Here is a 24,118-nt window from a genome sequence, read left to right on the forward strand (position 1 = left end):
ATCGCGGGGAATATTTCCGCATCGACAGCCAGGGGAGCCATGATCGACCTGCATTACGCGCCAACGCCGAATGGCTGGAAAGTCTCGATCATGCTGGAGGAACTCGGGCTTCCCTACCAGGTCATTCCGGTCAACATCCGCGCCGGCGAGCAGTTCAGGCCGGAATTTCTGGCGATCAGCCCGAATAACCGCATTCCGGCCATCGTGGACCATGAGCCCGCAGATGGGCAGGGGCCGTTTTCGGTGTTCGAGACCGGCGCGATCCTGATCTATCTCGCCGACAAGACCGGACGTTTTCTGCCCACGGAGATGCGGGCGCGGTCCCAGGTGATGCAATGGCTGATGTGGCAGATGAGTGGGCTGGGGCCCATGCTCGGCCAGCACGGCCACTTCGCGCTCTATGCGGCGGAGAAGTTTCCCTACGCGATCGAGCGCTATCGCGACGAGGCGGCGCGACTTTATGGTGTGCTCGACCGGCAGCTCGGCAAGACCGGCGCCTATGTTGCCGGCGACTACTCGATCGCCGACATCGCCTGCTTTCCCTGGACCATGACCCACAAGGCGCAGGGCTTTACGCTCGACGATTACCCGAACGTCAAGCGCTGGTACGCGGAAGTCCGCGCGCGGCCTAAGGTGCAGACGGGGCTGGCGATCGGCAAGTTCGTGAAAGAGCCGTTCGACGAGGAGGCGCGGCGGAATATGTTCGGTGCGCGCGCGAAGGAGATGGCGGGCAAAAGGTAGGCCGCCCGCCACGCCGTCATTGCGAGGAGCGAAGCGACGAAGCAATCCATTCTTTCCCCGGGCGGCGCTATGGATTGCTTCGCTTCGCTCGCAATGACGGTGGAAACAACACGGATCACAAACAACAAAGGAAACCCCATGCTCGAATTCTTCTTCGACTGTTCCAGTCCCTGGACCTATCTCGCCTTCCACAACATCCAGCCGCTGGCGAATGAGCTCGGCGTCGAGATCAGTTGGCGGCCGATCCTGGTCGGCGGCATCTTCAACACCGTCAACCCAAGCGTCTATGCCCAGCGCGAGACGCCGGTGCCGTTGAAGGCGCGCTACATGAAGAAGGATCTCGCCGACTGGGCGCGCTCCGCGGGGCTTGCGATCAAGATGCCGCCGACGGTGTTTCCCGTAAACAGCGTCAAGGCGATGCGCGGCTGCATCTGGCTGGGCCAAGAATCTGGCGAGCGCATGGTACCGTTTGCCACCGCGGTGTTCGAGACCTATTGGGGTGGCGACAAGGACATCTCACAGGACTCGGTGCTGACGGAAGTCTGCAAGAAGGCCGGCGTCGATCACGTCAAATTTTTCGAGGGCATCGGCCAGCAGGCGGTCAAGGATCAGCTCAAGGCCAATACCGACGAGGTGATGGCGCGCGGCGGTTTTGGTTCGCCGACGATCTTTGTCGACAAGACGGATATGTATTTCGGCAACGACCGCATGCCGCTGATCCGCGAAGCGCTGCAGCGCCTGAAAGCGCGGGCCGCCTGATGCCGAAAGCCGTCGTCTGCCGCGAGCTTGGTCCGCCCGAGAGCCTGCGCCTGGAAACGTTTGACGCTGTGCCGCTGGCGCCAGGGCAAGTGCGTGTCGCTATCCGCGCCGCCGGGTTGAATTTCCCGGACGTTCTGATGGCGGCCGGCCAGTATCAGCTCAAGCCGCCGCTGCCGTTTACGCCGGGCATGGAAGCGGCCGGCGATGTGGTCGAGATCAACGCGGCCGAAGGCGTCGCCGTGGGTGATCGCGTGATCGTCAAGATGCGGCACGGCGCCTACTCCGATGAAGCCGTCGCCACGCCGTCGCAGCTCGTGCGCCTGCCGTCGAACTTCGATTATGCCGAGGGCGCGACGTTCCTGGCCGGCCACGGCACGGCCTATCACGCGCTGATCGACCGCGGCCGGCTTCAGCCGGGCGAGGTGTTGCTGGTGCATGGCGCGGGCGGCGGTGTCGGGCTCGCCGCCGTCGAAATCGGTAAGATGCTAGGCGCCACCGTGATCGCGACCGCTTCGAGCGACGAAAAACTTGCGATTGCGAAAGCGAGGGGCGCCGATCATCTCATGCGCTACGACCAGGAGCCGTTCCGCGATGCCGTGAAGCGCATCACCGACGGGCAGGGCGCGGACGTGGTTTTCGATCCCGTCGGCGGCGAGGTGTTCGAGAACTCGATGCGCTGCATCAACTGGGGTGCACGGCTGCTGGTCATCGGATTCACCGGCGGCATCGGGCTTGCGAAGACCAATCTGCTGATGATCAAGGGCGCCAGCGTGCTCGGCGTCCGCGCCGGCGAAGCGGTGCGGAGAAATCCCGCGCTCGGCGAGGTCAGGATCAAGGCGCTGACGGAATGGGCCGAAGCGGGAAAGGTGCGTCCGAATATCTCGCACCGGTTGCCGCTTGAGGATTACGCCAAGGCGATGCGGCTTCTCATCGATCGAAAGGCGATCGGCCGCGTGGCGTTGACGATGGGATAGTCTCCCGTCATGCCCCGCGAAGGCGGGGCATCCAGTACGCCGCGGCTTTTCGGTTCAAGCACAGATGCCTCTGGAATACTGGATCACCCGCTTTCGCGGGTGATGACAGCGGAGGGTTTGAAACGCCCCTCCCTCAAGAACGCAATCGTCTGCTCGATCGCGACGCTATTCCGCACCAGCCATGGATGCGATGTGTGAACGACGACGTGATCCACCATCCTGTCGAGCCTGGTGTTCTCCACCGACACCCGCCCATCATGCGGCTTCGGCAGGAATGCCGATGTGATCGGATAGATCGACCGGTCTCCGGCGATGATGCCGACGCAATAATCGACCGGCGGAAACAGCGCTTCGATCGCGGCACCGCGCTGCGTGCCGAGCTGCTGTCCCGCCGGTCCGAAGAAGGCGCGGTAGGCTCCAATATTCTTCAAGCGGTCGGCGATTTCGCTGCCGCTATTCGGCGTGCCGAGCATGACGACGCGGCCCAGGCGCTTTGGCCGATATCTGGCAATGTAGACCCGCGCCAATAATCCGCCCATGGAATGGCCGACAAAATGGAGGGAGCCATCGATGCCATCGGCAAAGCGCTGGATGGAGGGATGGATGTCCTCCGCCAGCGCTTCGAGCGCCTTGCGGCGGCTCGCGTAATCCTGGTTGAGGGTGGCGAAGCCACAGCCTTCCAGCGCCGCCTGCATCTTGCTGAATGATCGCGCCGTCCTGCTGATGCCGTGCAGCAGGACGACGCCGTCTTGCGTCGCGTTGGCCGATGCGGGCCGGTCGCTCACTTATACTCGCGCTCCTGCCACCACGGGAAATAGTCGGGCATGTCGCTCGAAACCTTGTTCTTGAATTCGGCCGGGCGCTTTTCCAGGAACGACACCACGCCTTCCTTGACGTCGTCCGAACGCCCGCGCGCGTAGATGCCGCGGCTGTCGACCTTGTGGGCTTCCATCGGATCGTCGGCGCCCATCATGCGCCACATCATCTGCCGGATCAGCGCCACCGACACCGGCGCGGTCTTGGCGGCAAATTCTTTTGCCAATGCACGCGCGGTCGGCAGCAGATCGTCCGGCGGCACCACCTTGCTGACGAGGCGGCCGGCCAGCGCCTCCTGCGCCGGGAAGACACGGCCCGAATAACACCATTCCAGCGCCTGCGAGATACCGACGATGCGCGGCAGGAACCAGCTCGAAGCGGCCTCGGGCACGATGCCGCGCTGGGAAAACACGAAGCCGAAGCGGGCGGCTTCCGAGGCGATGCGGATGTCCATCGCGAGCTGCATGGTGACGCCGATGCCGACGGCGGGGCCGTTCACCGCGGCGATCACCGGCTTCAGGCATTTGAAGATGCGCAGCGTCACCTGGCCGCCGCCGTCGCGCACCATGGGATCGCTGTAGTCGACCGCGCCGCTGGCCAGCCGCTTCACCGGCCCGCGCCGCGCGTCGCGGTCAAAAGTGTTGGCGCCGGACGAGAGGTCGGCGCCGGCGCAGAAGCCGCGCCCCGCGCCGGTAACGATGATGGCGCGGACATTGTCGTCCTTGTCGGCCGCGTCGAACGCGTCGATCAGTTCCTGCTGCATCGTGCCGTTGAAGGCGTTGAGCTTGTCGGGCCGGTTCAGCGTGATGGTGAGAATCTGATCGTCGACCTCGTACTTGATGGTCTCATACGCCATGGGGGTGCTTTCCTTCCTGCGATCTTTTGTTGATTATTTTTATCTCGTCATTCCGGGGCGCGCCACTCTTGGCGCGAACCCGGAATCTCGATCGGTTTGTCGCAGGAGATTCTCAGGTGCGCAATTGCGCACCATAGTTCGTCGCTGCGCGACGCCCCGGAATGACGACGAGAATCACTTCTTCGGCGGCGACGGCCACGGCCGCTGCGGGCCGCGCAGGCCTTCGAACGCCTTGGCCATGCCGAGCACGCCGAGATCGTCGAAGCGGCGGCCGACGATCTGCACGCCGATCGGGAAACCCTTGGCGTCGTAACCGCCGTTGATCGAGATCGCGGGATTTTCAGACATATTCCAAGGCACGGTATAGGCAATGTGCTCGAACGGCTTGTCCGGATCGTTGATCGGCGCGGCGAACTCGGCCGGGAAGTTCACCACCGGCGACACCGGCGAAATCACATAGTCGAGGTCGTGGAACAGCTTTGCGGCAGCGGCGCGGATTGCCATCGTCGCATTGAATCCCCTGATGACATCGACGCCGGAAAGTCTTGCGCCGGCTTCCGCCCACGTGTGGATGTAAGGCAGCGCCTTGCCGCGTTCCTCGGGCGAAAGTTTTGAGAGATCGTCCCACATCCGCGCCCGAAAGAAATTGTCGAGCCCATCGAGCATCTCGCGCGTCAGGATGCCGTCGATCTCGGTCACGACAGCGCCTGCGGATTCGAGCGCCTTGGCGGCGTTGACGGCAACGCTTCGCACTTCGCTTTCCAGCGGCTGGCCGGTACCGGCATCGAGCATCAGGCCGATGCGCAGCTTGCGCGGTGATTTATCGAGTGTCTTCCAGTGAATGCTGCTGTCCGCCGGCAGGCTCATGCCGTCGCGGCGATCCGGTTTCGCCAACACGCACATCATCAGCGCTGCGTCGTCGACGGTACGGGTCATCGGCCCGGCGACACGTCCGACATAGGGCGGATCGACCGGAACGCGCCCAAAACTCGGCTTCAGTGCGACGAGGCCGCACCAGCAGGCCGGCAGCCGCACCGAGCCGCCGATGTCGGTACCGAGATGCAGCGGGCCGTAGCCGGCAGCGCCTGCCGCGCCGGCGCCGGAGGAGGAGCCGCCGGGATTCTTGGCCAGGTCCCAGGGATTGCGGGTGAGCGGATGGAAACTGGAGAGGCCCGACGACAGCATGCCGTAATCAGGCATCGTGGTCTTGGAGAAGATGATCGCGCCGGATTCACGCAACCGCGCGGCGGGCGGCGCATCTTTCTCCGCCGGTATTAGCTTGACGCTGGCAGCGCCGAGCGGGATCGGCTGGCCTTTGGTGGCTATATTGTCCTTGATGGTGACCGGAATGCCGTCGAGCGTGCCGGTCGGTTCACCCCTCTGCCAGCGATCGGTCGAAGCCTTCGCGGCAGCGCGCGCGCCGTCGGGATCGAACAAATAGAGCGCCCTGATATGCGGCTCCCACGCCGCGACATGCTCAATCACTTCCTCCAGCACTTCCGATGGCGAGAACTGCTTGGCGCGATAGCCGGCGGTCAGGTCGACGGCGGAAAGGTCATGCAGCGAGGTGATCTCTTCTTCGGCGGCTGGTTTATGCATGCGAACCTACCGGCAAACGGGTTTCGATGATGCGGGCGAACATGCTGGCGCCGATCGGCAGGATCTTGTCGTCGAGCACGTAGCCGGGATTGTGCACCGGCACCGAGCCGTCATGGCCGATCCAGAAATAGGCGCCGGGCACCACCTGCATCATGTCGGCGAAATCCTCGCTGCCCATCTTGGGCGTCGCGCGCGTCAACACATTGGCCGGATCGACCACGGTCTTCGCCACGGCCTCGACCACCCTGGACTGTTCTTCCTCGTTGACGAGGACGCTGAAACCATCGCGGATATCGACGGATATTTCGCACTGGAAGGTCGCGGCAATGCCGGCGCTGATCGCGCGCATGCGCTCACGGATCAGCGCGCGCACGCCGTCGTCGAACGCGCGCACCGTGCCGCACAGTTTGGCGTCGCCGGGGATTACATTGTAGGCGGAGCCCGCGTGAATCTGGGTGATCGACAGCACCGCCGCCTTCAAGGGATCGACGTTGCGGCTGACGATGGTCTGCAGCGCCTGAGCCAGCGTGGTCGCGATCACCACCGCGTCCTTGGAGCGTTCCGGCATCGCGCCATGCGCTCCGTAGCCCTGGATGGTGATGTCGAAGAAATCGGCGCCGGCCATCGCCGGTCCCGGCAGGATCGCGATCTCGCCGTGGTTCAGGTCCGGCGCGTTGTGCAGGCCGTAGACCTCGTCGCAGGGAAATTTCTGGAACAGGCCGTCCTTGATCATGGCGCGGGCGCCGCCAAGGCCTTCCTCGGCGGGCTGGAAGATGAAATGCACGGTGCCGTCGAAATTCTTGGTCTCGGCCAGATAGCGCGCGGTGCCGAGCAGCATCGTGGTGTGGCCGTCATGGCCGCAGCCGTGGAAGCGGCCGGGAATCGTCGAGCGCCATTTCAGGTTGGTGTTCTCTTCCATCGGCAGTGCGTCCATGTCGGCGCGCAAGCCGATGCGCTTGCCGCCATTGCCATTGCCCTTGAGCACGCCGATCACGCCGGTGCCGCCGAGGCCGCGATGCACCTCGATGCCCCATCCCTTCAGCTTCTCCGCGACGATGCCGGACGTGCGCACTTCCTCGAAGCCGACCTCGGGATGGGCGTGCAGATCGCGTCTGATGGCGGTGAGTTCTTCGGCATAGCCGTCGATGCGGTCGATGGTGGGCATGTCTGTTATCCCGTGACTGGAGATGTTGAGCGAGATTGAACGGATGGGGTGAAGGCGGGGCCGTTCGGCTTGATGCGGATGCCCGGACGCAGCCGCGTCCAGGGTAATGTCGCCGTATCGGCCGGCATCGCGCCGGGCGCGGCGCAGATTAAAAGCTTTTCAGCGATCGGTTCGAAATCGGCGCGGAAATGCACCGAGCTCTTGTTGACCAGGATTTTCTGTTCGGTCGGCTCGATGCCGACATAGCGGTACATCGACTGGTCCGCGAGTTGCGCCTTGTGGGAGCCGACGACCACGCGGACGTCGCCGATGCGCAGGCAGGCCGACGGCCCCATATCCATGTCGCGTCCGCGATAATAGGGGCCGGCCGCCACGAATTTGCCGTCGGACAGTTTTTCGACGACGAAAGTTTCCCTGTATGGCGCGTCGCCTGATATGCCCGACTTGCCGCCAAGCGAAAGCGTAACCGTGGCGCCGACGCCGGCCGCATGCGCAGCGCTAGCCGACTCCGGATCGTTGATCACGCCGGTGGCACCGGAGGCCTTGTTGCGCACCAGCGCGCGCAGCATGCCCGTGGTGTCGGAATCGCCGCCGGCGCCGGGATTGTCCTGGGTGTCGGCGATGACGATCGGCTTGCTTGCCGATTTCGCCAGTTCCATCGCGAGGCGCACGCCGTCGTCGGGCGAATAGATGCGGCCGTCGAAATCGTCCTCGTGGCTCTCGACCAGCGCCACCAGTTTGTCGGCTGCGGCATCCGCATCGGCCTGCGTCCGGCCGTAGGCAAACACGCTCGGCCCGCAATCCCTGAAGTCCGCCGCCGGGAAACCCGGCGCGAACGACAGGGTCGGCACTGCGTCACTCTCCAGGGCCGCAAGATTCTGATAGATGCCCTTGGTCGGCTGGTCGTTGGTGCATTGCCAGGAGATCGGGATCAGGAACGGCAATTGCCGGAACGCTTTTGCAAAACGTGCTTTCGTCTTCAGCATCAGCGCCAGGTGTCTTGCACAGGCGCGGCCGGTGTCGGCCATGTCGATGTGGGGATAGGTGCGGTAGGCAATGAGTGCATCGGCATGCTCCATCATCTCGGGCGAGACGTTGGCATGGAGGTCGAGGCTCACGACCAGCGGCAGGTCCTTGCCGATCACCTTGCGCACGCGGGCAAGCGTTTCGCCTTCGCCGTCGTCGTAATGTTCGGTTACCATGGCGCCGTGCAGATCGAGATAGACGGCATCGATGGATCCTGCCGCAGCGATGCCGTCGACCATCTCCTTCATGATGCGTTCGAAGGCATCGTTGGTGACATGCGCCGATGGGACCGCAGCCGCCGAGATCGTCGGGACCAGCTCCCAGCCATTGGCTTCGGCCGCCTCGACGAAGCCGGCAAGGCCGACATTGATGTTGCGCATGACCTTGAGCACGTCGGCGCCGTGCGCCATCGCCGGCCAGCCCCCGCCATGGACGAAATCCTCATAGGTCGCCTTGGTTGGCGCGAAGGTGTTGGTCTCGTGCAGAAAGGCGCCAACGGCGATGCGGGTCATTAAGTCTCTCGGTCAATGCTTTTCGTTGGGAGGACGTTAAGCGTGACATCGTGGCAAGCGCAAGCTGCGAAGCAATTCCGTTTTGCATGCCGCCCCACCGTCATTGCCTGCGACAAACGCGAAGCGTTTGCGCAAGGAAGCGACTCGTCCGCCGTAGCTCGATGAGCGAAGGCGGAAGCAATCCATGCTGCGTCTTGCGGTGCGTTAGATCACGTCAGCGTCGCCAGCAATCCGGCCATCAAACGGCCACGCTCGGCGAGGCTGTCGACCTCGATATGTTCGTTAAGCGTGTGAGCGTCGGCGCCGCGAACACCCAAGCCGTCGAGGGTGGGGATGCCCATCGCGCCCGTAAAATTACCGTCGGAGCCGCCACCGGCGCTGCCATGCGGGAGTTCGACGCCCATTTGCCGGGCCACGTTGCGGGCCTGCTCGTAGAGCGCCATCGTGCCGGCATCCGGTTCCCACACCGGCCGGGTCACACCGCGGGTGACCTTGAACGTGACATCATTGCTGCTCCCGGAAAGCGCGAGCATCCGTTCGACGCCGCGATCGAGGTCGGCCTGTCGCTTGGCCATGCTGAGCGCCTCGCCGGTGCAGGTGGTGGCGACGCAATTGACCCATTGGCCGCCATGCACGATGCCGACCGAGAAGGTGCAATCTTCGGTCGTCATGCCGTCGATAGTGATAATCTGGCGTGCCATTTCGCGGATCGCGGAACGGCCGGCAGAGAGCGTGGCGCCGGCATGGCTCGGCTTGCCGACCGCTTCGAGATTGAAGCGGGCAATGGCATATCGCCCGGTCACCACGCCGTTGTTCGTGCGGCCGGGCTCCGGCACCAGCACATATTTGTTGCGGGCGGCTTCGGCCTCGATGATGTCGCGGGTCGACGGCGTGCCGACCTCTTCGTCCGGCGTGAACAGCACGGTGATCGGCAGCGGCGTCGTGAACGCGGCGCGGGCCAGTTGCCGGATGGCTTCGAGGGTGAGGTAGTTGCCGCCCTTCATGTCGAAGATGCCCGGGCCGTAGCATTTGTTGCCTTCGCGCCGCCACGCCAGCTTTTCCAGCGTGCCGACGGGATGGACGGTATCGAGATGACCCGCGATCAGAATGCCGGGCTCGCCCTGCTTCGGGTGAGGGAAGCGCGCGCGGACGCAGCCGGCAAAACCCTGCCGTCCGGCGATGCGTTCGATGGTCGCACCCATGATGGCCATTTCGCGCGCCGCAAGATCGAGCATGCGATCGACCGCACGCGAATCCCAGGTGGGGCTTTCGCATTCCACCCAGGCCCGCAAACCCTGCAGCATGGTCTCGGAATCGAAGGGAAGGTTGGCAGGATTCATGATGGGTCCTCCCGGTTAGGCCGGAATGTTTGGTTTCGGTGTGGGCCCTTTACGAGAGGGATCGGCGGCGAATTTGTAAAGGGAAAACATGGCACCTTCGGACCTTCCCGGTGCGAGGCAGGGGCAACGGTAATTCTGGCATCATTCTTGATTGTAGGTTTTTGAGAAGGCGTGTTGGCGGAGCTGAACCGGGACTGCAATCCATTTCGGCGACGGGCGTAAGCCGGCCGCGAATGGACCTGTCCGGAGGGCTGTCCTGATTTCTGCCTGAGCGCCGGCGTCACCAGTGTCGTCGGGTCAAAAGGGTGTTGTGAAGCTGAATATCGACCCTATAGTCCGCTTAGAAACCGGGCAGGGGCCCGAACATTAGGCGTTCGGGCGTCGAGACGACAACGGAGGTGAAGGAATGAACGCGTTCAGAAAAGCAATTCTTGCTGCGACTTGTGTCGGCAGCCTGGTGACTGTGGCAGCACCCGCGCTTGCCCAGACCACGTTGCGCGCCGTCATGCACTCGGATCTGAAGATCCTGGATCCAATCTGGACCACGGCCTATATCGTCCGCAACCACGGTTACATGATCTACGACACGCTGCTCGCGCAGGATGAAAAGGGCGAGATCAAGCCGCAGATGGTGGAGAAGTACGAAGCCGCGGCGGACGGCAAGGGCTACACCTTCACGCTGCGCGAGGGACTGCTATGGCATGACGGGCAACCGGTAACGTCGGAAGATTGCATTGCCTCGATCAAACGCTGGGCCGCGAAGGACTCCCTCGGCCAGAAGATGATGACGTTCGTCGACTCGATGACCGCTGTCGATGCCAAGACTTTCACCATCAAGCTCAAGGAATCGACAGGTCTCGTGCTGCTGGGCCTCTCGAAGCCCTCGTCGAACGTGCCGTTCATGATGCCCAAGCGTGTCGCCGAAACGGACCCCAACAAACAGATCGAGGATTTTACGGGATCGGGACCCTTCGTCTTCGTCAAGGATGAGTGGAAACCCGGCGACAAGACCGTCTACGTCAAGTTCGACAAGTACAAGCCGCGCGCCGAGCCGGCCTCCGGTCTTGCCGGCGGCAAGGTTGTCAAGGTGGATCGCGTCGAGTGGCGCGCCATTTCCGACGCGCAGCAAGCCGTGAACGCGCTGCAAAAGGGCGAGATCGACTATATCGAGCAGCCCAGCCACGATCTCCTGGGCGGCTTGAAGAAAGATACCAACATCGCAATCGTCGAGGTGCCGCAGATCAAGGCGCAGTACGTCTTCCGTCCGAACCACCTGCACAAGCCGTTCGACAATCCGAAGGTCCGTCAGGCCTTGTGGTACGCCTTCAATCAGGAAGACTTCCTGATGGCGACCATCGGTGACGAGAACTACATCAAGTCGTGCAAGGCGCTGTTTGTCTGCGACACCGCGTTCGGGACGACCAAGGGAACGGACGCCATTCTTACCTCGAACGCCAAGAAAGCGCAGGAACTCCTGAAGGAAGCGGGCTATGACGGCACGCCCGTGTTGCTGATGCACTCCACCGACCTGAAGGTTCTGACCAACCTCGCGCCGGTGGCGAAATCACTGATGGAAAAAGCCGGCTTCAAGGTCGACATGCAGTCCATGGACTGGCAGACCCTGGTTGCGCGCCGCGCCAAGAAGGATCCGCCGAGCGCCGGTGGCTGGAATGCCTTCCTGACGGCCTGGATCACGGCCGACGTGATGAACCCGGTTTCCGCCGCCTATGTGAATTCAGGGTGCGACAAGGCATCGTTCGGATGGCCCTGCGACCCGGAGATGGAGAAGCTGCGCGACGAATTTGCGCGCTCAACCGATCTGGCGAAGCAGAAGGAGATCGCGGAAGCGGTCCAGAAGCGCAACATCGAGATCACGGCCATGATCCCGGTCGGCGAGTACATTACACCGATTGCTGTTCGCAAGAACGTCAAGGGGCTCTTGATGGCGCCGGTCCCGGTGCATTGGAACATCGAAGTCACGAAGTGATGTGAAGGAAGCGGGCGGCTTCCAGCCGCCCGTTTCGTCTCGGGGATCGACCTATGTATGGCTACTTCTTCCGGCGATTGCTCGGCACGGTCCCCGTGATACTGGTGGTCGCGGTCTTCATCTTCCTGATGCTGCGGCTGACCCCGTCCGACCCGGCGGCAGTCATCGCCGGCGACAATGCCACCACCGAACAGGTGGCGCAGATCCGCAGCCAGCTCGGCCTCGACCGGCCGATGATCGAGCAATTCTTCATCTGGTCCGCCAGGGTGCTGACCGGCGATTTCGGCGAGAGCTTCTTCTTCAAGAAGACCGTAGCCGCGCTGATCGGCGAACGCATCGAGCCAACCCTGTCGCTCGCCTTGTTCACGATCCTGATCGCGGTGGTTGTCGCCGTTCCGCTCGGCGTGCTGGCGGCGCACCGGCACGGTTCGTGGATTGATCGCATGGTGATGGGCTTTTCGGTGCTCGGATTTTCCGTGCCCGTGTTCGTGGTCGGCTATCTCCTGATCTATCTGTTCGCGGTCTATTTGAACTGGCTGCCGGTGCAGGGCTATCAGCGAATCTCGGAGGGGGTTGGCGGCTGGGTGCAACGGTTGATCCTGCCGTCGGTGACCTTGTCGGTGATTTATATCGCGCTGATCGCGCGTATGACGCGCACCAGCGTGCTGGAAGTGCTGTCGGAAGATTACATCCGCACCGCGAGAGCCAAGGGACAGATCGAGCGAAAGGTGCTGTTCCGCCATGCGCTACGCAACGCGGCAGTACCGATCGTCACGGTGATCGGCCTCGGCGTGGCACTCCTGATCGGCGGCGTCGTCGTTACCGAAAGCGTGTTCACGATCCCCGGCCTTGGCAGGCTGACGGTGGACGCGGTGCTGGCGCGCGACTACCCGACGATCCAGGCCGTCATTCTGCTGTTTTCATTCGTCTACGTCATGATCAACCTGGCGGTTGATATGATCTATACCGTTCTCGATCCCAGGATCCGCTACTGATGGCCGACGCGACGATCCTCGAACCCGTACTGCCGGCGAGCCCAGGCAAGCCGGCTGCGTATCGTAAACTACTGCGTAACCCGAGCGTGGTTTTCGGCGCCGCCGTCATTGCGATCGTTTTGCTGATGGGACTATTGGCGCCCTGGATCGGAACCATCGATCCGACGGCGATCAGCCCGATCGCACGAAACAAGGTTCCCGGCGCGGAAATCACGATGCGGACGGATACCGGCGAACGCATCAAGATGATCGCCAAGTTCGGCACGGACAGCCTGGGACGTGACGTCTACAGCCGCGTGGTCTATGGCGCGCGCGTCTCGCTCTTCGTCGGCATTACGGTGGCGCTGATCAGCGTCGCCTGTGGCCTGTTCATCGGTCTGCTCGCCGGCTTCTTCCGCATTCTCGACGCCGTCATCATGCGGATCATGGACGGCCTGATGGCGATCCCGGCGATCCTGCTGGCGATCGCCATGGTGTCGCTGTTCCGCTCCAGTGTGTGGACGGTGATTATCGCGATCACCGTTCCGCAGATTCCCGGCGTGGTCCGGCTGGTGCGCTCGATCGTGCTCAGCGTGCGCGAGGAGCCCTATGTCGAGGCGGCGGTGACGCTCGGCACTTCGACGCCGAAATTGTTGTGGCGGCATGTGCTGCCCAACACGATCGCGCCCATGATCGTGCAGGGCACCTTCATCTGCGCCTCGGCCATTCTCATCGAGGCCATCCTGTCGTTCCTCGGCATCGGCGTGCCGCCGGAGGTGCCGACCTGGGGCAACATCATGGCCGAGGGCCGGCAGGTCTTCAGCCTGTATCCGCACAACATCATCTATCCCGGCGTGTGCCTTGCGTTCACGATCCTTGCCGTCAACGTTCTCGGCGACGGCTTGCGCGATACGCTCGATCCCAAAATGGCGAAGCGGGTGTGATGTGAGCAACGCTGTCCTCGAAGTCTCGAATCTTTCCGTCGCCATCAACGGAGGCGACAGGACGCATGCCGTGCAGGGCATCAACCTGACTGTCGGTGCTGACGAGATCGTCTGCGTGGTCGGCGAATCCGGCTCGGGCAAATCAGTGACGGCGCAGGCCGTGATGGGCCTGCTGCCGAAAGGCGCGATGCAGGTCGAGAGCGGCTCGGTCCGGCTGCAGGGCGATCAACTGCTCACCAAGTCCGACGCCGAGCTGCGCGCGATCCGCGGCACCCGCATGGCCATGGTATTTCAGGAGCCGATGACCGCGCTCAATCCGGTCGAGCGGGTTGGCGACCAGATCCGCGAAGTGCTGGAGATCCACACCAGCCTCGACCAGAAAGAGCAGCGCGCGCGTGTGCTCGAGATCATGCGCGCGGTGCATCTGCCCGATCCCGAACAGATGATCGACGCCTATCCGCATCAGCTCTCCGGCGGTCAGCGCCAGCGGATCATGATCGCGGCGGCGCTGGTGCTCGACCCCGCGCTGCTGATTGCCGACGAGCCGACCACCGCGCTCGACGTCACCACGCAGGCGCAGATCCTCAAGCTCGTGCGGGAAATGCAGGGCCGCAAGAAAACCGGCGTGCTGTTCATCACTCATGATTTCGGCGTCGTCTCCGAGATCGCCGACCGTGTCGTGGTGATGCAGATGGGCCGGATCGTGGAGCAGGGCCCCTGCGAGGAGCTGCTGCGGAATCCGCGCGAGGATTATACCAAGATGCTATTGGGCGCGGTGCCGAGCATGACGCCGCCAAAGCGATCGCCGGTGACCGGACCGGTGGTTCTGGAGACCGAAAATCTTTTCAAGACCTATGGCAAGCGCTCGCTGTTCCAGCCGAAGGCGCGCGTGGTCGCCGCGGTCAAGGACGTCTCGCTGACGATCCGGCGCGGCGAAACGCTGGGCATTGTCGGTGAGTCCGGCTCCGGCAAATCGACGGTGGCGCGCTGCGTCGCGCGGCTGGTCGATACGTCAGCCGGCGGCATCAAGATCGACGGCGTCAATATCGCAGCGATGCGGGAAGCAAAATTCCGTCCGATGCGCCGGCGCATTCAGTTCATCTTCCAAGACCCGTATCGATCGCTCAATCCGCGCCGCACGGTCGGCGAGGCGATCATTGAGGGGCCGATGAATTTTGGCCTCAGCCGCAAGGAGGCGCTGCAGCGGGCACGAGACCTGATGGCGGTGGTGCATCTGCCGCCGGCCGCGATCGATCGCTTCCCGCATCAGTTCTCCGGCGGCCAGCGCCAGCGGATCTGCATCGCGCGGGCTTTGGCGATGGAGCCTGAATTGCTGATCGGCGACGAGCCGGTATCGGCGCTCGACGTCTCCGTGCAGGATCAGGTGCTGAAGCTTCTGGATGAAGTGCGCCGCAAGTTCGATCTGGCGGTGCTGTTCATCACGCATGATCTACGCGTGGCCGCCCAGGTCTGTGACCGGATCGCGGTCATGCAGCGCGGGGTGATTGTCGAGCAGGGCGCCACGGCAGACGTTTTTGCCGCGCCCCAGCACGAATACACCAAGGCGCTGTTCGACGCCGCTCCGGGCCGGAATCAGGAATTCGCCGCTAGCGCCTGATGGCGTCATCGACCCGTTTTGTGAAGCGACTTGTCCGCCTTCGCTCTTTGAGCTTCGGCGGACGCAGTCGTCGCTAACGCTCCCTTGCGCAAACGCTTCGCGTTTGTCGCAGGCAATGACGGTGAAGCTAGCAGTGGCTATCCCGCACCAGTTCCGGGCCATCATTCGCCAGCGGCGGGGGGATTGGCGGTTGCTGTGGCTGGGAGGGCCGCCGATCCGGGGGCGATTTGCGCCCGGTTGCGGCAGGCTTGTCTGAGGGTTGTTCGCTGGCCATGTCGTCATACTCCTTTTTTGTGCATGACAACATTTTTGCGGGTGTTGCGTTCCGCTTACGCCGGATGCGCGGCGAGATGTTCCAGCATTAATTCGCATACACGTTCCGGCGCCTGATCCGCCGCAAAATGCCCGACGCCCGGAAGCACCTCGAAACGATAGGGGGCGGCGATGAAATCGACCGTGCCTTTGGCGGCGTTGCGGCCGACGGTGTCGTCGGCGTCGCCCCAGATATAAAGCGTCGGAACGCGGATCGGGCCGAGTGGCCCGCGGATCGCGCCGCGAGCGCGATACCACGCGAGCGCCGCTTCCATCGCATCCTTGTTGCCGAGCACGGCGAGATGCATCTCGATCGCGTCGGCAGGGACGCCATTGGCGGTCAGACGATCGCGCAGCCATTTGGCGTCGTCGGCCAGCACGACATCGGCGGCATCCGGTTCCAGAAACGCCTTGTGGTGCCTTGAGCGCTGGGCCTGCTCGCTGTCAGCCATCAGCGCGCGATTGAATGCGTTCGGATGCGGCCGCGAGAGAATGGTGAGCGAGGCCAGCCGCGCGTGGTGGCGGTCGGCAATGCCCCAGGCGATGCTGCCGCCCCAGTCGTGGCCCACGAGATGGAAGCGGGCCTCGCCATAGCCCGCGGCCGCCACGATCGCCATCGCGTCGTCCATCAGGCGGTCGATCAAATAGTGCGAAAACTCGCGCGGATCCGGCCGGGCGCCCGGTGAATAGCCGCGCTGGCTCGGCGCAATGGCGCGATAGCCCATGTCGCCGAGCGCCGTGACCTGGGCGCGCCAGCAATGCATCGATTCCGCAAAGCCGTGCAGCAGCAGCACCAGCGGCGCCCCTGATGTGCCGGCGGTGACGGCATCGAAGACGAGATGCGGCGCGATGGCGATTTGTTCTGATGCCGGCATGAGGCGATCCTGGACGGGCAATCGGGCCGATCCGTGGTGAGACATATTTCAGTGGGGTGGCCGGAATTGTGCAACCCGGGAAAAGTGCTGTATTGGAAGCCGCATAGAGGCCCGAGGGACGGACGTTTGCATTATCTGAGGTCGATTCTATTCGATGCCGCCGTAGTGATCCTGACGGTCGTCGTTTCGCTATCGGTGCCGTTCATGGCGCTGTTCAATGCGAGCAGCGCGACAGTGCGCGCGGTCTCCCAGGTGTGGGCGAACGGCATCCTGTTCCTGATGAAGTACGTGGTGGGGCTGGATTATCGCGTCGAGGGGCGGGAGCACGTTCCTGATGGACCCTGCATCATCGCCTGCAATCATCAATCGCTGTGGGAAACAGCCGCGCTCTGCGTGATCTTTCCGGACGCCAGCATCGTCGCCAAGAAGGAGTTGAGGAAGCTCCCGCTCGTTGGTTGGTTTCTGGAGCGCTATCCGATGATCCTGGTCGATCGCTCGGCAGGCCGCCAGGCGCTGCGCCAGATGGTCGATGAAGCAAGGCGCGCGGTTGGCGAGGGGCGCAAGGTGCTGTTGTTTCCGCAAGGCACGCGTCAGGCGATCGACGAGCCTATGAAGTTCCAGTCGGCCGGCATTTCCGCCCTGTACACGAACCTCGACGTGTCAGTCGTGCCGGCGGCGTGCAATTCCGGCCTGTTTTGGGACAAGAAGAAGCTGACGATGCACTCAGGCATCATCACACTGTCGTTTCTGCCGCCGATCGCGCCCGGCCTGCCGCGCAAGGAATTTCAGGAAAAGATGGAGCGGATGATTGCCGAGGAGGCGGGCCGGTTGCTGACGGTGAGCGAGGCGAAGGTTTCGCGTCGGCCCCCGACGCGATGAGACCACATCGCTTAGCCAGCTCGACGTCCGGCGATCCAGCCCGCCAGCGGTGCCAGGAAAGCCAGGCACCAGACGAACTGCGCAATTCGCGGGGCTACCAACGCCATGGCCGTCCCGAGGACGAACACGAACACCGGAAACAGCGCTGTCGCCATTAAATGCGGATCGCTGCGGCCCCTGAGCGCAAGAACCCATAGCACCGCGTTCAGCACGGCGATGATGGTGAGGTGAAACCCGTAGAGGACAGCCAGCACGCCATCGAGCCGATAGGCGCCATAGAGTCCGTTGGTCACCGGCAGGATGATGATCGCGAGCAGAAAAAACAGATTGAGAAACACCACGCCTCGGCCGCCTTCCGGCGCAACCGCGAGCCGGCGGTGATGGCTGAACCAGAACATGCCGGCGACGATAAAGCTGATCATCAGTGCGATGATCGGTTGCGCATAAACACGCATCAGGTCGTGCCAGTCAGGCGCCTGCTTGAAGCTGGAGGCCTTCGGCAAATCATAGGCGAGCAGCGTCATGGCAACGCCAAAGATGGTGTTGCTCAGCATTTCCAGCCGGCGCATTTCGAAAAGAGCGATTTGTGGCATATGCCCCCGTACGTCACCAGTCCGTCGTCGCCTTCGCTTCACTCAGGCTATGCCGGACACGCTCCGCCCTTACGGTCGTCGCGTGGCTGCGCCACGCGTAGCCCGTCAGGGCGTGGCTTGCCAAGCCGTAGCTCGCGGAGGCAAAGCCCGCCTTCGCCTGTCGGCTTCGGCGCGGCAGCCTTCACTCGCTTCGCGAGCGAAGGCTGGTGCGGGCGGTGGGACTCGAACCCACACGACGTTGCCATCGAGGGATTTTAAGTCCCTTGCGTCTACCAATTCCGCCACGTCCGCTTAGTCTCAGAAGATCAGATACTTAGCGCGTTTTCCGGAGAAGTGGAATTGGGATAGTCTCTGGCCAAAACGCCCCCCACCTTTAAGTGAGCGCGCCGCCAAAGCAAAGCCTCAATGCGGACACTTGGGGTGTTTACCTGCGGCGAGCTTTAGGCAATCTCAACATAATCCACTTAACGAAGGTCCGATGCCCAACTCGCTGTCCCATCGCCGGTTATTCTCGCACAGCCTTGCCACGCTGGCGCTGGTTGCGCTCGGAGCCGGCCTGTCCGGCTGCGCCGGGATGAGTGACACCATTTCCCCGGCCTTCGCCGACCCCGCCAAGTACGATCTCTACGATTGCAAGCAGCTCGAGCCCGAGCGCAAGAGCCTTGCCGCCCGCACCGCGGAGGTGCAGGGGCTGATGACGAAGGCCGAAACCGGCGTCGCCGGCTCCGTGGTGGCGGAGATGGCCTATCGCAATGACTATATTGCGCTGCGCGGACAGTCGAAGCTGGCTGATGAAGCCTGGCAGAAGAACAGGTGCCAGGAATCGAAACCGGAAGCCAGACCTGCGCCGGTCCCGCCATCGATCACGGCTCCCGCTGCCAAGGGCAGCCGTTCGAAGGCTAGCCGTAGCGCGAATTAAGGTGTCGTTGCTCGGATGGAGCGAAGCGTAATCCGGGGGCCGTAGAGCCCGCGGATTCACACTCGCCAGTCATAGATCCAGTCCTGCCGCGCCAGCATGCGCTGCGGGCCCATCGCCTTGATGGCGACGTCGCGCGCCAGCGCCAGTGGTCCGGTGAGATGATAGATGCGCCCCTGTTGCCGCGCGGCGCGCTGCACGCGCAGCACGCGGCCGCGCCGCAGCCGGGCATAATGCTTCAGGGTTGCCGGGATGCCCGCGATATTGCCGCCCGGGCTTTCGCTTAAGGATTTGGCGAGCACGGCGGCGTCCTCGATCGCCATTCCCGCGCCCTGCGCGGCAAACGGCAGCATTGCATGCGCGGCGTCGCCAAGCAGTGCGATCGCACCGTCCGTCCATTCGCCAATGTCGGGCAGGGTGAACAGCGCCCATCGCCGCCACCCGTCGACGGCGCCGATCAGCATCCGCGCGGTCGCGGGCCAGCGCTGCGAGGCGAACGCGCTCTTGAGTTCGTTGGCATCGCCGGGTGCGCTCCAGCCCGGCCTGTTCCAGGTTCCCGGCACGATCGCCACCACGTTGATCTGGCGCGCCGCCGAGATCGGGTAGGCAACCAGATGCGCGTCCGGCCCCATCCAGAGCTGCACCCGCGGCGCGGTATATTCGCGCGGCAGCGTCGTCGCATCGAGGGTTCCGCGCCAGGCGATCAGGCCGGAAAACTGCGGTTGCACCGCCGGGAACAAGTGGTTCCGTACCGCCGACCAGATGCCGTCGGCTCCGATCAGCGCCACGGCCAGCTCCTGTTGGCGTGCATTGCCGCGGCGCTGGACCACGGTCAGCCCCTTGGCGTGCGAGGTCACGTCCTCGAACTGGCAGCCGAGCCGCAGATCGATGTCCGGATGGTCGTTGACCTCCGCCTGAAGGGCGCCCTGCAGATCGGCGCGGTGCATCACCCAATAGGGCGCGCCGGCGCGAAGGCTGGCGGCTTCGCCGAGCGGCAGGCGGGCGATCTCGCCACCCGCCCGCGCACTCATGATGTTGATGGCCTCGGGCGTCACGGCACGCGGCGCAAGCCGCGACCGCAGGCCGAGGTCGACCAGGATGCGGCTGGCGTTGGGCGAAAGCTGCAGCCCAGCACCGGCTTCCTCCAGCCGTTCGGCCTTCTCCAGAATGATGACGCGGAAGCCTTTCGCGGCGAGCGAAAGCGCTGCCGTCAGTCCCCCGATCCCGGCACCAGCAACGATGATGGTGCGCGCGGCAGCCACCGAAAGGTCAGGCGACCTTGTCCTTCAGGACGCATTCCGGCGGGCGGGCCTCACCCGCGGCGAGGTCGGCGGCAAAGCGGTACAGCGTCGAGCAATAGGGACAGATGATCTCGTTATCGTTGCCGAGGTCGAGGAACACGTGCGGATGGTCGAACGGCGGGTTGGCGCCCACGCACATGAATTCCTGCGAGCCGATCTCGATCACCGAGACTCCGGCGTCGTTATGGAAATGCGGAACGACATGGTCGGACATCAGGTTCACCTTGGATAGCAACGACGGGCGCACGCAATCAACGCGACGCGGCAATTTCGAAATGCCGCGCACCATCCATAATGGCGGGTGCCGATGATTCCTAGAGCCGATTCTTGGAGCCGATTCGGGAGGTCCCGCCGCACATCTGCTCATGCAAATTCGACACAATCTTGTCGTGGGAGAAAAGCCCTTCTTTCGTCGGGGCAGTTGTGTCTTAAAAACGGCATACCATCTTGAGAAAGACGAAAACATTGGGCTTTTTGGGATGAGGCGGTTGCGGGTCGGTTCGACGCTGGCAGGGGCGTTAGGGTGCATGGCGCTCAGCGTGGCGGTGTGCGCGGCGCTGTGGCCGCACGCCCGAGAGGCCACAGCCATTCTGGCGGCGCAGGACGACCCTGCGGTGCTGTCCGATATCCACATCAATTCGGCCCTGCGGAGCAATCAGTCGTTGGTCGCCGACCATATCGAGGCGGCCCTCGCGGAGGGTGATTCCGATCTCGCCAACAGCTTTGTCGAACTCGCCCGCGACAAGGGCATTCTCGTCAGCGACAAACTGTCGAAGCGCGTCAGCGATGCCGTTACCGACGCGGGTTCGGCTTCGCATTTTGCCAAGCGCTTTGCCACCGGTCTGGTGACCGGTAGGACCGACGACGTCGCGAGCCTGTCGGGTACGGTCGCCGGCGATCTCTTCGTGTACGGCGATATCAGGGACGTCGTGCGCGAGGGCAAGCATCTGGCGACGGGCGAGGACGTGGACCGGCTGGTGCTGGGCCTGGCGACGGTAGGGCTCGCGGTGACCGCCGCGACCTATGTGTCTGTCGGCGGCGTCGGCCCGGTGCGCGCCGGCCTCAGCATGGTCAAGGGAGCCCGCAAGGTCGGACGGCTGGGCGAGGGGCTGACGCAATGGGCCGGGCGTTCGGTGCGCGAGGTCGTCGATGCGCCCGTCCTGCAGCAGGCGGTCGCGAAGGGCTCGGTGCTGCGGCCGGGAGAAACCATTACCGCGATCAAGGCGGCGTTCCGTGCCGAGAAGGCCGGCGCGCTGGTGCGGCTGGCGAAAGACGTCGGACGCGTCGGCGAAAAGGCCGGCACGCGCGGGGCGCTTGATACGTTGCGCATCGCGCAAGGGCCAAAGGACGTCGCGCGCGCCGCACGGCTTGCCGAATCCAAGGGCGGCCAGACTCGCGCGATTCTGAAAGTGCTCGGCCGCGGCGCGCTGCTGCTGGCGACCGGCGCCTTCAATCTGACGATGTGGCTGTTCGGTGCGCTGTTGGCGCTGTTCGGTTTTCTGTCGTCGATCAAGGCGACCACCGAGCGGGCCACCGAAGCGTGGCTGCGTCGCAAGAAGGCGCGGCGATTGAGACGGCAGGCGGCGGCAGGCTTGCCGTCCGGCCCTGCTCTGGCGGGCGCTGTCGCGCAAGGCTAGACTTCGAAGGCTAGACTTGCAGTCATTGCAAGTTCGCCCATTCCGATCCCCAAAACATGGAACTGATGATGCCGAGTTTTCACAACGGCGCTGTCGAAATTGCCTATCTCGACGAAGGCGAGGGCGATCCGATCGTTCTCGTGCACGGCTTCGCCTCCAGCAAGAACGTCAACTGGGTCTATCCGACCTGGGTTTCCGATCTGAGGAAAGACGGCCGCCGCGTGATCGCGCTCGACAATCGCGGCCACGGCGATTCCGAAAAGCTGTACGATTCCGCTGATTACGAAATTGCGATCATGGCAAGCGACGTCATCGCGCTGCTGGATCATCTGGGAATCGAACGCGCCGACATCATGGGCTATTCGCTGGGATCGCGAATGACGGCGATCCTGGCCCGCGAGCAGCCGCAGCGGCTGCGCTCGGCGATCCTCGGCGGCATCGGGATCGGGCTGATCGAGGGCGGCGGCCCCGGCGAGAACGTGGCCATCGCGCTGGAGGCGCCGTCGCTGGAGGACGTCGCCGACCCGGTCGGTCGGACGTTTCGCGCTTTCGCCGACCAGACCCGCTCCGACCGCCGCGCGCTTGCTGCCTGCCTGCGCGGTTCGCGGCAGCTGATGACATCGGAGGAGGCCGCCGGGATCGGCGTCCCGGTCCTGATCGCGGTCGGCACCAAAGACGAGATCGCGGGCTCAGCCGCGGCGCTCGGGAAAATCATTCCGGGCGCCGAGGTGCTCGACATTCCGAACCGCGATCACATGCGCGCCGTCGGCGACAAGGTCTACAAGGTCGGCGTCACCGACTTCCTGTCGCGGCGGCAATGAGCGCTTGCGCGCTTCACCGGTGAAATGCCGGATCGCCGCGATCAGCAACACCGTAGTCGCAAGCCACGCCATGCGCGCGCCGTAACGATCGTGCGGGCCTGATATCACCGCACAGATGAACGCGTTGCCGAGCACGGCGAACGAAACCGTACCGGCGAGTAAAGTGAGATCGTCGAGCGGCCGGCGCAGCACGCCGTGGCCGAACAGGATCGCGGCCAGCAGCATCGAGGCCAGCGCGACGGGAACGTGAATCCGGTTGATTGCGGTGAAATCGAAATGCCAGCGCTGCTGCTGCGCCGCGCGCATCGGCTTCACCTGCGCGGGAAGAAAGCGCTCGACGATGCCGTAGGTATGGCCGAGCCAGACACCGATGCCTTCACCGGTGGCGACCTGAACCAGTTGCTGCGCAGTCCCCGTCAGCGCCGCCTTGGCTTGCCAGGTCGGATATTCGGCCAGCGAATGCAGCACGATAAAGCCCATCTCATCGCTCAATCCCTGAAAGCGGCCGAGCGTGTTGAACATGCTGTTGCCCCACAGGAACTGGTCGGCGGTGGCGGGAAGCTGATTGCGATAGGGGCAGAGCTTGAAGCTCTGCTTTGGACACTGATCGCGCAAATACTGCGCGACGATGCCGTCCTGCAGCATCCGCCCGAAGGCGACGCCATAACCGCCGGGCGTCCATGCCAGTTTTCCGGACAATGCGAAATTGGTCGACAGCAGCAGCGCAGCGCCGGCGACGATGGTGAGGCTACCTTGTGTCAGTCCGGCAACGGAAATCCGCCCGCGCAGAAAGGGACGCGCGATCCACCCCATGCAGCACAGGCCCAGTAGCACCGCGAGCGTTGCACTGTGCGTCGCGGCGGCGAAAGCGGTGAGACCGAACAGCAGGCATTTTTCCGGGATCGATGTCCGCTCGCCATGCGCGACCAGGATGAAGAGTGCCAGCACGGACAGGCCGGCGAAAATGTCGGTCAGCAGCGTGCTGGCGAGCCACGGCAGCGAGGTGGTCAGGACCAGCACGAGGCTCATGGCCAGGAGCCGCAACGGCTGGGACTGGCCGAGCACGCGCAGCGTCAACTGCAGGATCCACAACGTCGCCAGTGCGTTGAACCCGAGGTTGATCCAGAAGCTCGAATCCTCGCCGAAATGGAGATAGAGGCCGAACGTCGTGGAGCGGCTGGGCACCAGATAGCCTTCATACCACCGCGCCAGGTAGCCGCCGGTATCCCACTGGAGCAGGGGATAGCCATTCCACAGGGCGGGGGCCAGCAACATCAACGGGATGGCGATGGCCGCGATCCAGGTCGACCGCGAATCCGCAGCGGTCCGCGCCCGCAATATCTGGGTGCTGGTGTGGCTTTCCCCCATCAGGGCAGCATCTGCCGAATGACGGGTCCGCCGAAATTCACCAATAGTCGGACGCCGGCCGGCTTGATTTCCGGAAATCGCTGACCACCTTGAACTGACCCCAGG

The 24,118-nt window shown here is 63.7% G+C and carries 21 protein-coding genes, 1 tRNA gene and 1 pseudogene; 11 read left to right on the forward strand and 12 right to left on the reverse strand.

Going from position 1 to position 24,118, the window contains the following annotated elements; all coding sequences use genetic code 11:
• Positions 1 to 39: 39 nt before the first annotated feature.
• The 3 genes from V1286_RS09905 to V1286_RS09915 all read left to right on the forward strand — a co-directional run bounded on the left by V1286_RS09905 (position 40) and on the right by V1286_RS09915 (position 2,474).
• Positions 40 to 741, forward strand: a complete 702-nt coding sequence (locus V1286_RS09905) for a glutathione S-transferase N-terminal domain-containing protein (RefSeq protein ID WP_334479257.1) — start codon at positions 40 to 42, stop codon at positions 739 to 741.
• Positions 742 to 879: 138 nt separating this feature from the next.
• Positions 880 to 1,500, forward strand: coding sequence for a 2-hydroxychromene-2-carboxylate isomerase (locus V1286_RS09910; RefSeq protein WP_334479259.1), 621 nt, complete (start codon positions 880 to 882; stop codon positions 1,498 to 1,500).
• The gene (locus V1286_RS09915) at positions 1,500 to 2,474 is read left to right on the forward strand and encodes an NADPH:quinone oxidoreductase family protein (protein ID WP_334479260.1); all 975 of its coding nucleotides are present in this window, start codon (positions 1,500 to 1,502) and stop codon (positions 2,472 to 2,474) included. The genes V1286_RS09910 and V1286_RS09915 overlap by 1 nt, the downstream gene beginning before the upstream one ends.
• Before the next feature lie 83 nt (positions 2,475 to 2,557).
• Here the strand turns inward: V1286_RS09915 and V1286_RS09920 are convergent, their stop codons facing one another.
• The 6 genes from V1286_RS09920 to V1286_RS09945 form a co-directional block, all read right to left on the reverse strand.
• Positions 2,558 to 3,259: an esterase/lipase family protein gene (locus tag V1286_RS09920; protein ID WP_334479262.1), complete on the reverse strand. Its 702-nt coding sequence runs from the start codon at positions 3,257 to 3,259 to the stop codon at positions 2,558 to 2,560.
• Entirely contained in the window at positions 3,256 to 4,146 is an 891-nt protein-coding gene (locus tag V1286_RS09925; RefSeq protein ID WP_334479263.1) for a crotonase/enoyl-CoA hydratase family protein, read from the reverse strand. Before V1286_RS09925 ends, V1286_RS09920 begins: the two co-directional genes overlap by 4 nt.
• 174 nt (positions 4,147 to 4,320) lie before the next feature.
• Entirely contained in the window at positions 4,321 to 5,745 is a 1,425-nt protein-coding gene (locus tag V1286_RS09930; RefSeq protein ID WP_334479265.1) for an amidase, read from the reverse strand.
• Complete coding sequence (locus V1286_RS09935) at positions 5,738 to 6,910, reverse strand: M20 aminoacylase family protein (RefSeq protein ID WP_334479266.1); 1,173 nt, start codon at positions 6,908 to 6,910, stop codon at positions 5,738 to 5,740. Before V1286_RS09935 ends, V1286_RS09930 begins: the two co-directional genes overlap by 8 nt.
• A 5-nt stretch (positions 6,911 to 6,915) precedes the next feature.
• Entirely contained in the window at positions 6,916 to 8,448 is a 1,533-nt protein-coding gene (locus V1286_RS09940) for a M81 family metallopeptidase (RefSeq protein WP_334479268.1), read from the reverse strand.
• Between the two features lie 209 nt (positions 8,449 to 8,657).
• Positions 8,658 to 9,788 carry a M20/M25/M40 family metallo-hydrolase gene (locus tag V1286_RS09945; protein WP_334479270.1) on the reverse strand — a complete coding sequence of 377 codons (1,131 nt, stop codon included), beginning with the start codon at positions 9,786 to 9,788 and terminating at the stop codon, positions 8,658 to 8,660.
• 406 nt (positions 9,789 to 10,194) lie between these two features.
• Here V1286_RS09945 and V1286_RS09950 point away from each other — a divergent pair, with 406 nt between their 5' ends.
• Genes V1286_RS09950 through V1286_RS09965 form a run of 4 tightly spaced genes read left to right on the forward strand, consistent with a single transcriptional unit; the run spans position 10,195 to position 15,311 of the window.
• Positions 10,195 to 11,775, forward strand: a complete 1,581-nt coding sequence (locus tag V1286_RS09950) for an ABC transporter substrate-binding protein (protein ID WP_334479271.1) — start codon at positions 10,195 to 10,197, stop codon at positions 11,773 to 11,775.
• A 53-nt stretch (positions 11,776 to 11,828) separates the two neighbouring features.
• On the forward strand, positions 11,829 to 12,770 hold the full coding sequence (locus V1286_RS09955) for an ABC transporter permease (protein ID WP_334479273.1): 942 nt from the start codon (positions 11,829 to 11,831) through the stop codon (positions 12,768 to 12,770).
• A complete protein-coding gene (locus V1286_RS09960; RefSeq protein WP_334479275.1) occupies positions 12,770 to 13,693 on the forward strand; it encodes an ABC transporter permease in 924 nt (307 codons plus the stop codon). Before V1286_RS09955 ends, V1286_RS09960 begins: the two co-directional genes overlap by 1 nt.
• A 1-nt stretch (position 13,694) precedes the next feature.
• Positions 13,695 to 15,311: an ABC transporter ATP-binding protein gene (locus V1286_RS09965; protein WP_334479277.1), complete on the forward strand. Its 1,617-nt coding sequence runs from the start codon at positions 13,695 to 13,697 to the stop codon at positions 15,309 to 15,311.
• 329 nt (positions 15,312 to 15,640) lie between these two features.
• Here the strand turns inward: V1286_RS09965 and V1286_RS09970 are convergent, their stop codons facing one another.
• The gene (locus V1286_RS09970) at positions 15,641 to 16,498 is read right to left on the reverse strand and encodes an alpha/beta fold hydrolase (protein ID WP_334479278.1); all 858 of its coding nucleotides are present in this window, start codon (positions 16,496 to 16,498) and stop codon (positions 15,641 to 15,643) included.
• Positions 16,499 to 16,624: 126 nt separating this feature from the next.
• Between V1286_RS09970 and V1286_RS09975 the strand changes: the two genes are divergently transcribed.
• Positions 16,625 to 17,377 (forward strand): lysophospholipid acyltransferase family protein, encoded by a 753-nt coding sequence (locus V1286_RS09975; protein ID WP_334479279.1) that lies wholly within the window; start codon positions 16,625 to 16,627, stop codon positions 17,375 to 17,377.
• 11 nt (positions 17,378 to 17,388) lie between these two features.
• Here V1286_RS09975 and V1286_RS09980 read toward each other — a convergent pair whose 3' ends face one another.
• Positions 17,389 to 17,970 (reverse strand): TMEM175 family protein, encoded by a 582-nt coding sequence (locus tag V1286_RS09980; protein WP_334479280.1) that lies wholly within the window; start codon positions 17,968 to 17,970, stop codon positions 17,389 to 17,391.
• Positions 17,971 to 18,174: 204 nt separating this feature from the next.
• Positions 18,175 to 18,261, reverse strand: a tRNA-Leu gene (locus V1286_RS09985).
• Positions 18,262 to 18,448: 187 nt separating this feature from the next.
• On the opposite strand from V1286_RS09985, the gene V1286_RS09990 reads away from it, so the two are divergent.
• The gene (locus tag V1286_RS09990) at positions 18,449 to 18,889 is read left to right on the forward strand and encodes a twin-arginine translocation pathway signal (RefSeq protein ID WP_334479281.1); all 441 of its coding nucleotides are present in this window, start codon (positions 18,449 to 18,451) and stop codon (positions 18,887 to 18,889) included.
• A 56-nt stretch (positions 18,890 to 18,945) separates the two neighbouring features.
• Here V1286_RS09990 and V1286_RS09995 read toward each other — a convergent pair whose 3' ends face one another.
• Positions 18,946 to 20,148 (reverse strand): FAD-dependent monooxygenase, encoded by a 1,203-nt coding sequence (locus V1286_RS09995; protein ID WP_108516717.1) that lies wholly within the window; start codon positions 20,146 to 20,148, stop codon positions 18,946 to 18,948.
• Positions 20,149 to 20,155: 7 nt separating this feature from the next.
• Complete coding sequence (locus V1286_RS10000; protein WP_025590194.1) at positions 20,156 to 20,401, reverse strand: zinc-finger domain-containing protein; 246 nt, start codon at positions 20,399 to 20,401, stop codon at positions 20,156 to 20,158.
• A gap of 265 nt (positions 20,402 to 20,666) precedes the next feature.
• On the opposite strand from V1286_RS10000, the gene V1286_RS10005 reads away from it, so the two are divergent.
• Both V1286_RS10005 and V1286_RS10010 read left to right on the forward strand, forming a co-directional pair.
• A complete protein-coding gene (locus V1286_RS10005; RefSeq protein WP_334479282.1) occupies positions 20,667 to 21,824 on the forward strand; it encodes a hypothetical protein in 1,158 nt (385 codons plus the stop codon).
• 68 nt (positions 21,825 to 21,892) lie between these two features.
• Positions 21,893 to 22,645, forward strand: a complete 753-nt coding sequence (locus tag V1286_RS10010; RefSeq protein WP_334489606.1) for an alpha/beta fold hydrolase — start codon at positions 21,893 to 21,895, stop codon at positions 22,643 to 22,645.
• 12 nt (positions 22,646 to 22,657) lie between these two features.
• On the opposite strand, the pseudogene V1286_RS10015 reads toward V1286_RS10010, so the two are convergent.
• Positions 22,658 to 24,013, reverse strand: a pseudogene (locus V1286_RS10015) (hypothetical protein); the annotation flags it as partial.
• Positions 24,014 to 24,118: the final 105 nt, after the last annotated feature.

It is taken from the genome of Bradyrhizobium algeriense, from assembly GCF_036924595.1.
GTDB classification, from domain to species: Bacteria; Pseudomonadota; Alphaproteobacteria; order Rhizobiales; family Xanthobacteraceae; genus Bradyrhizobium; species Bradyrhizobium algeriense.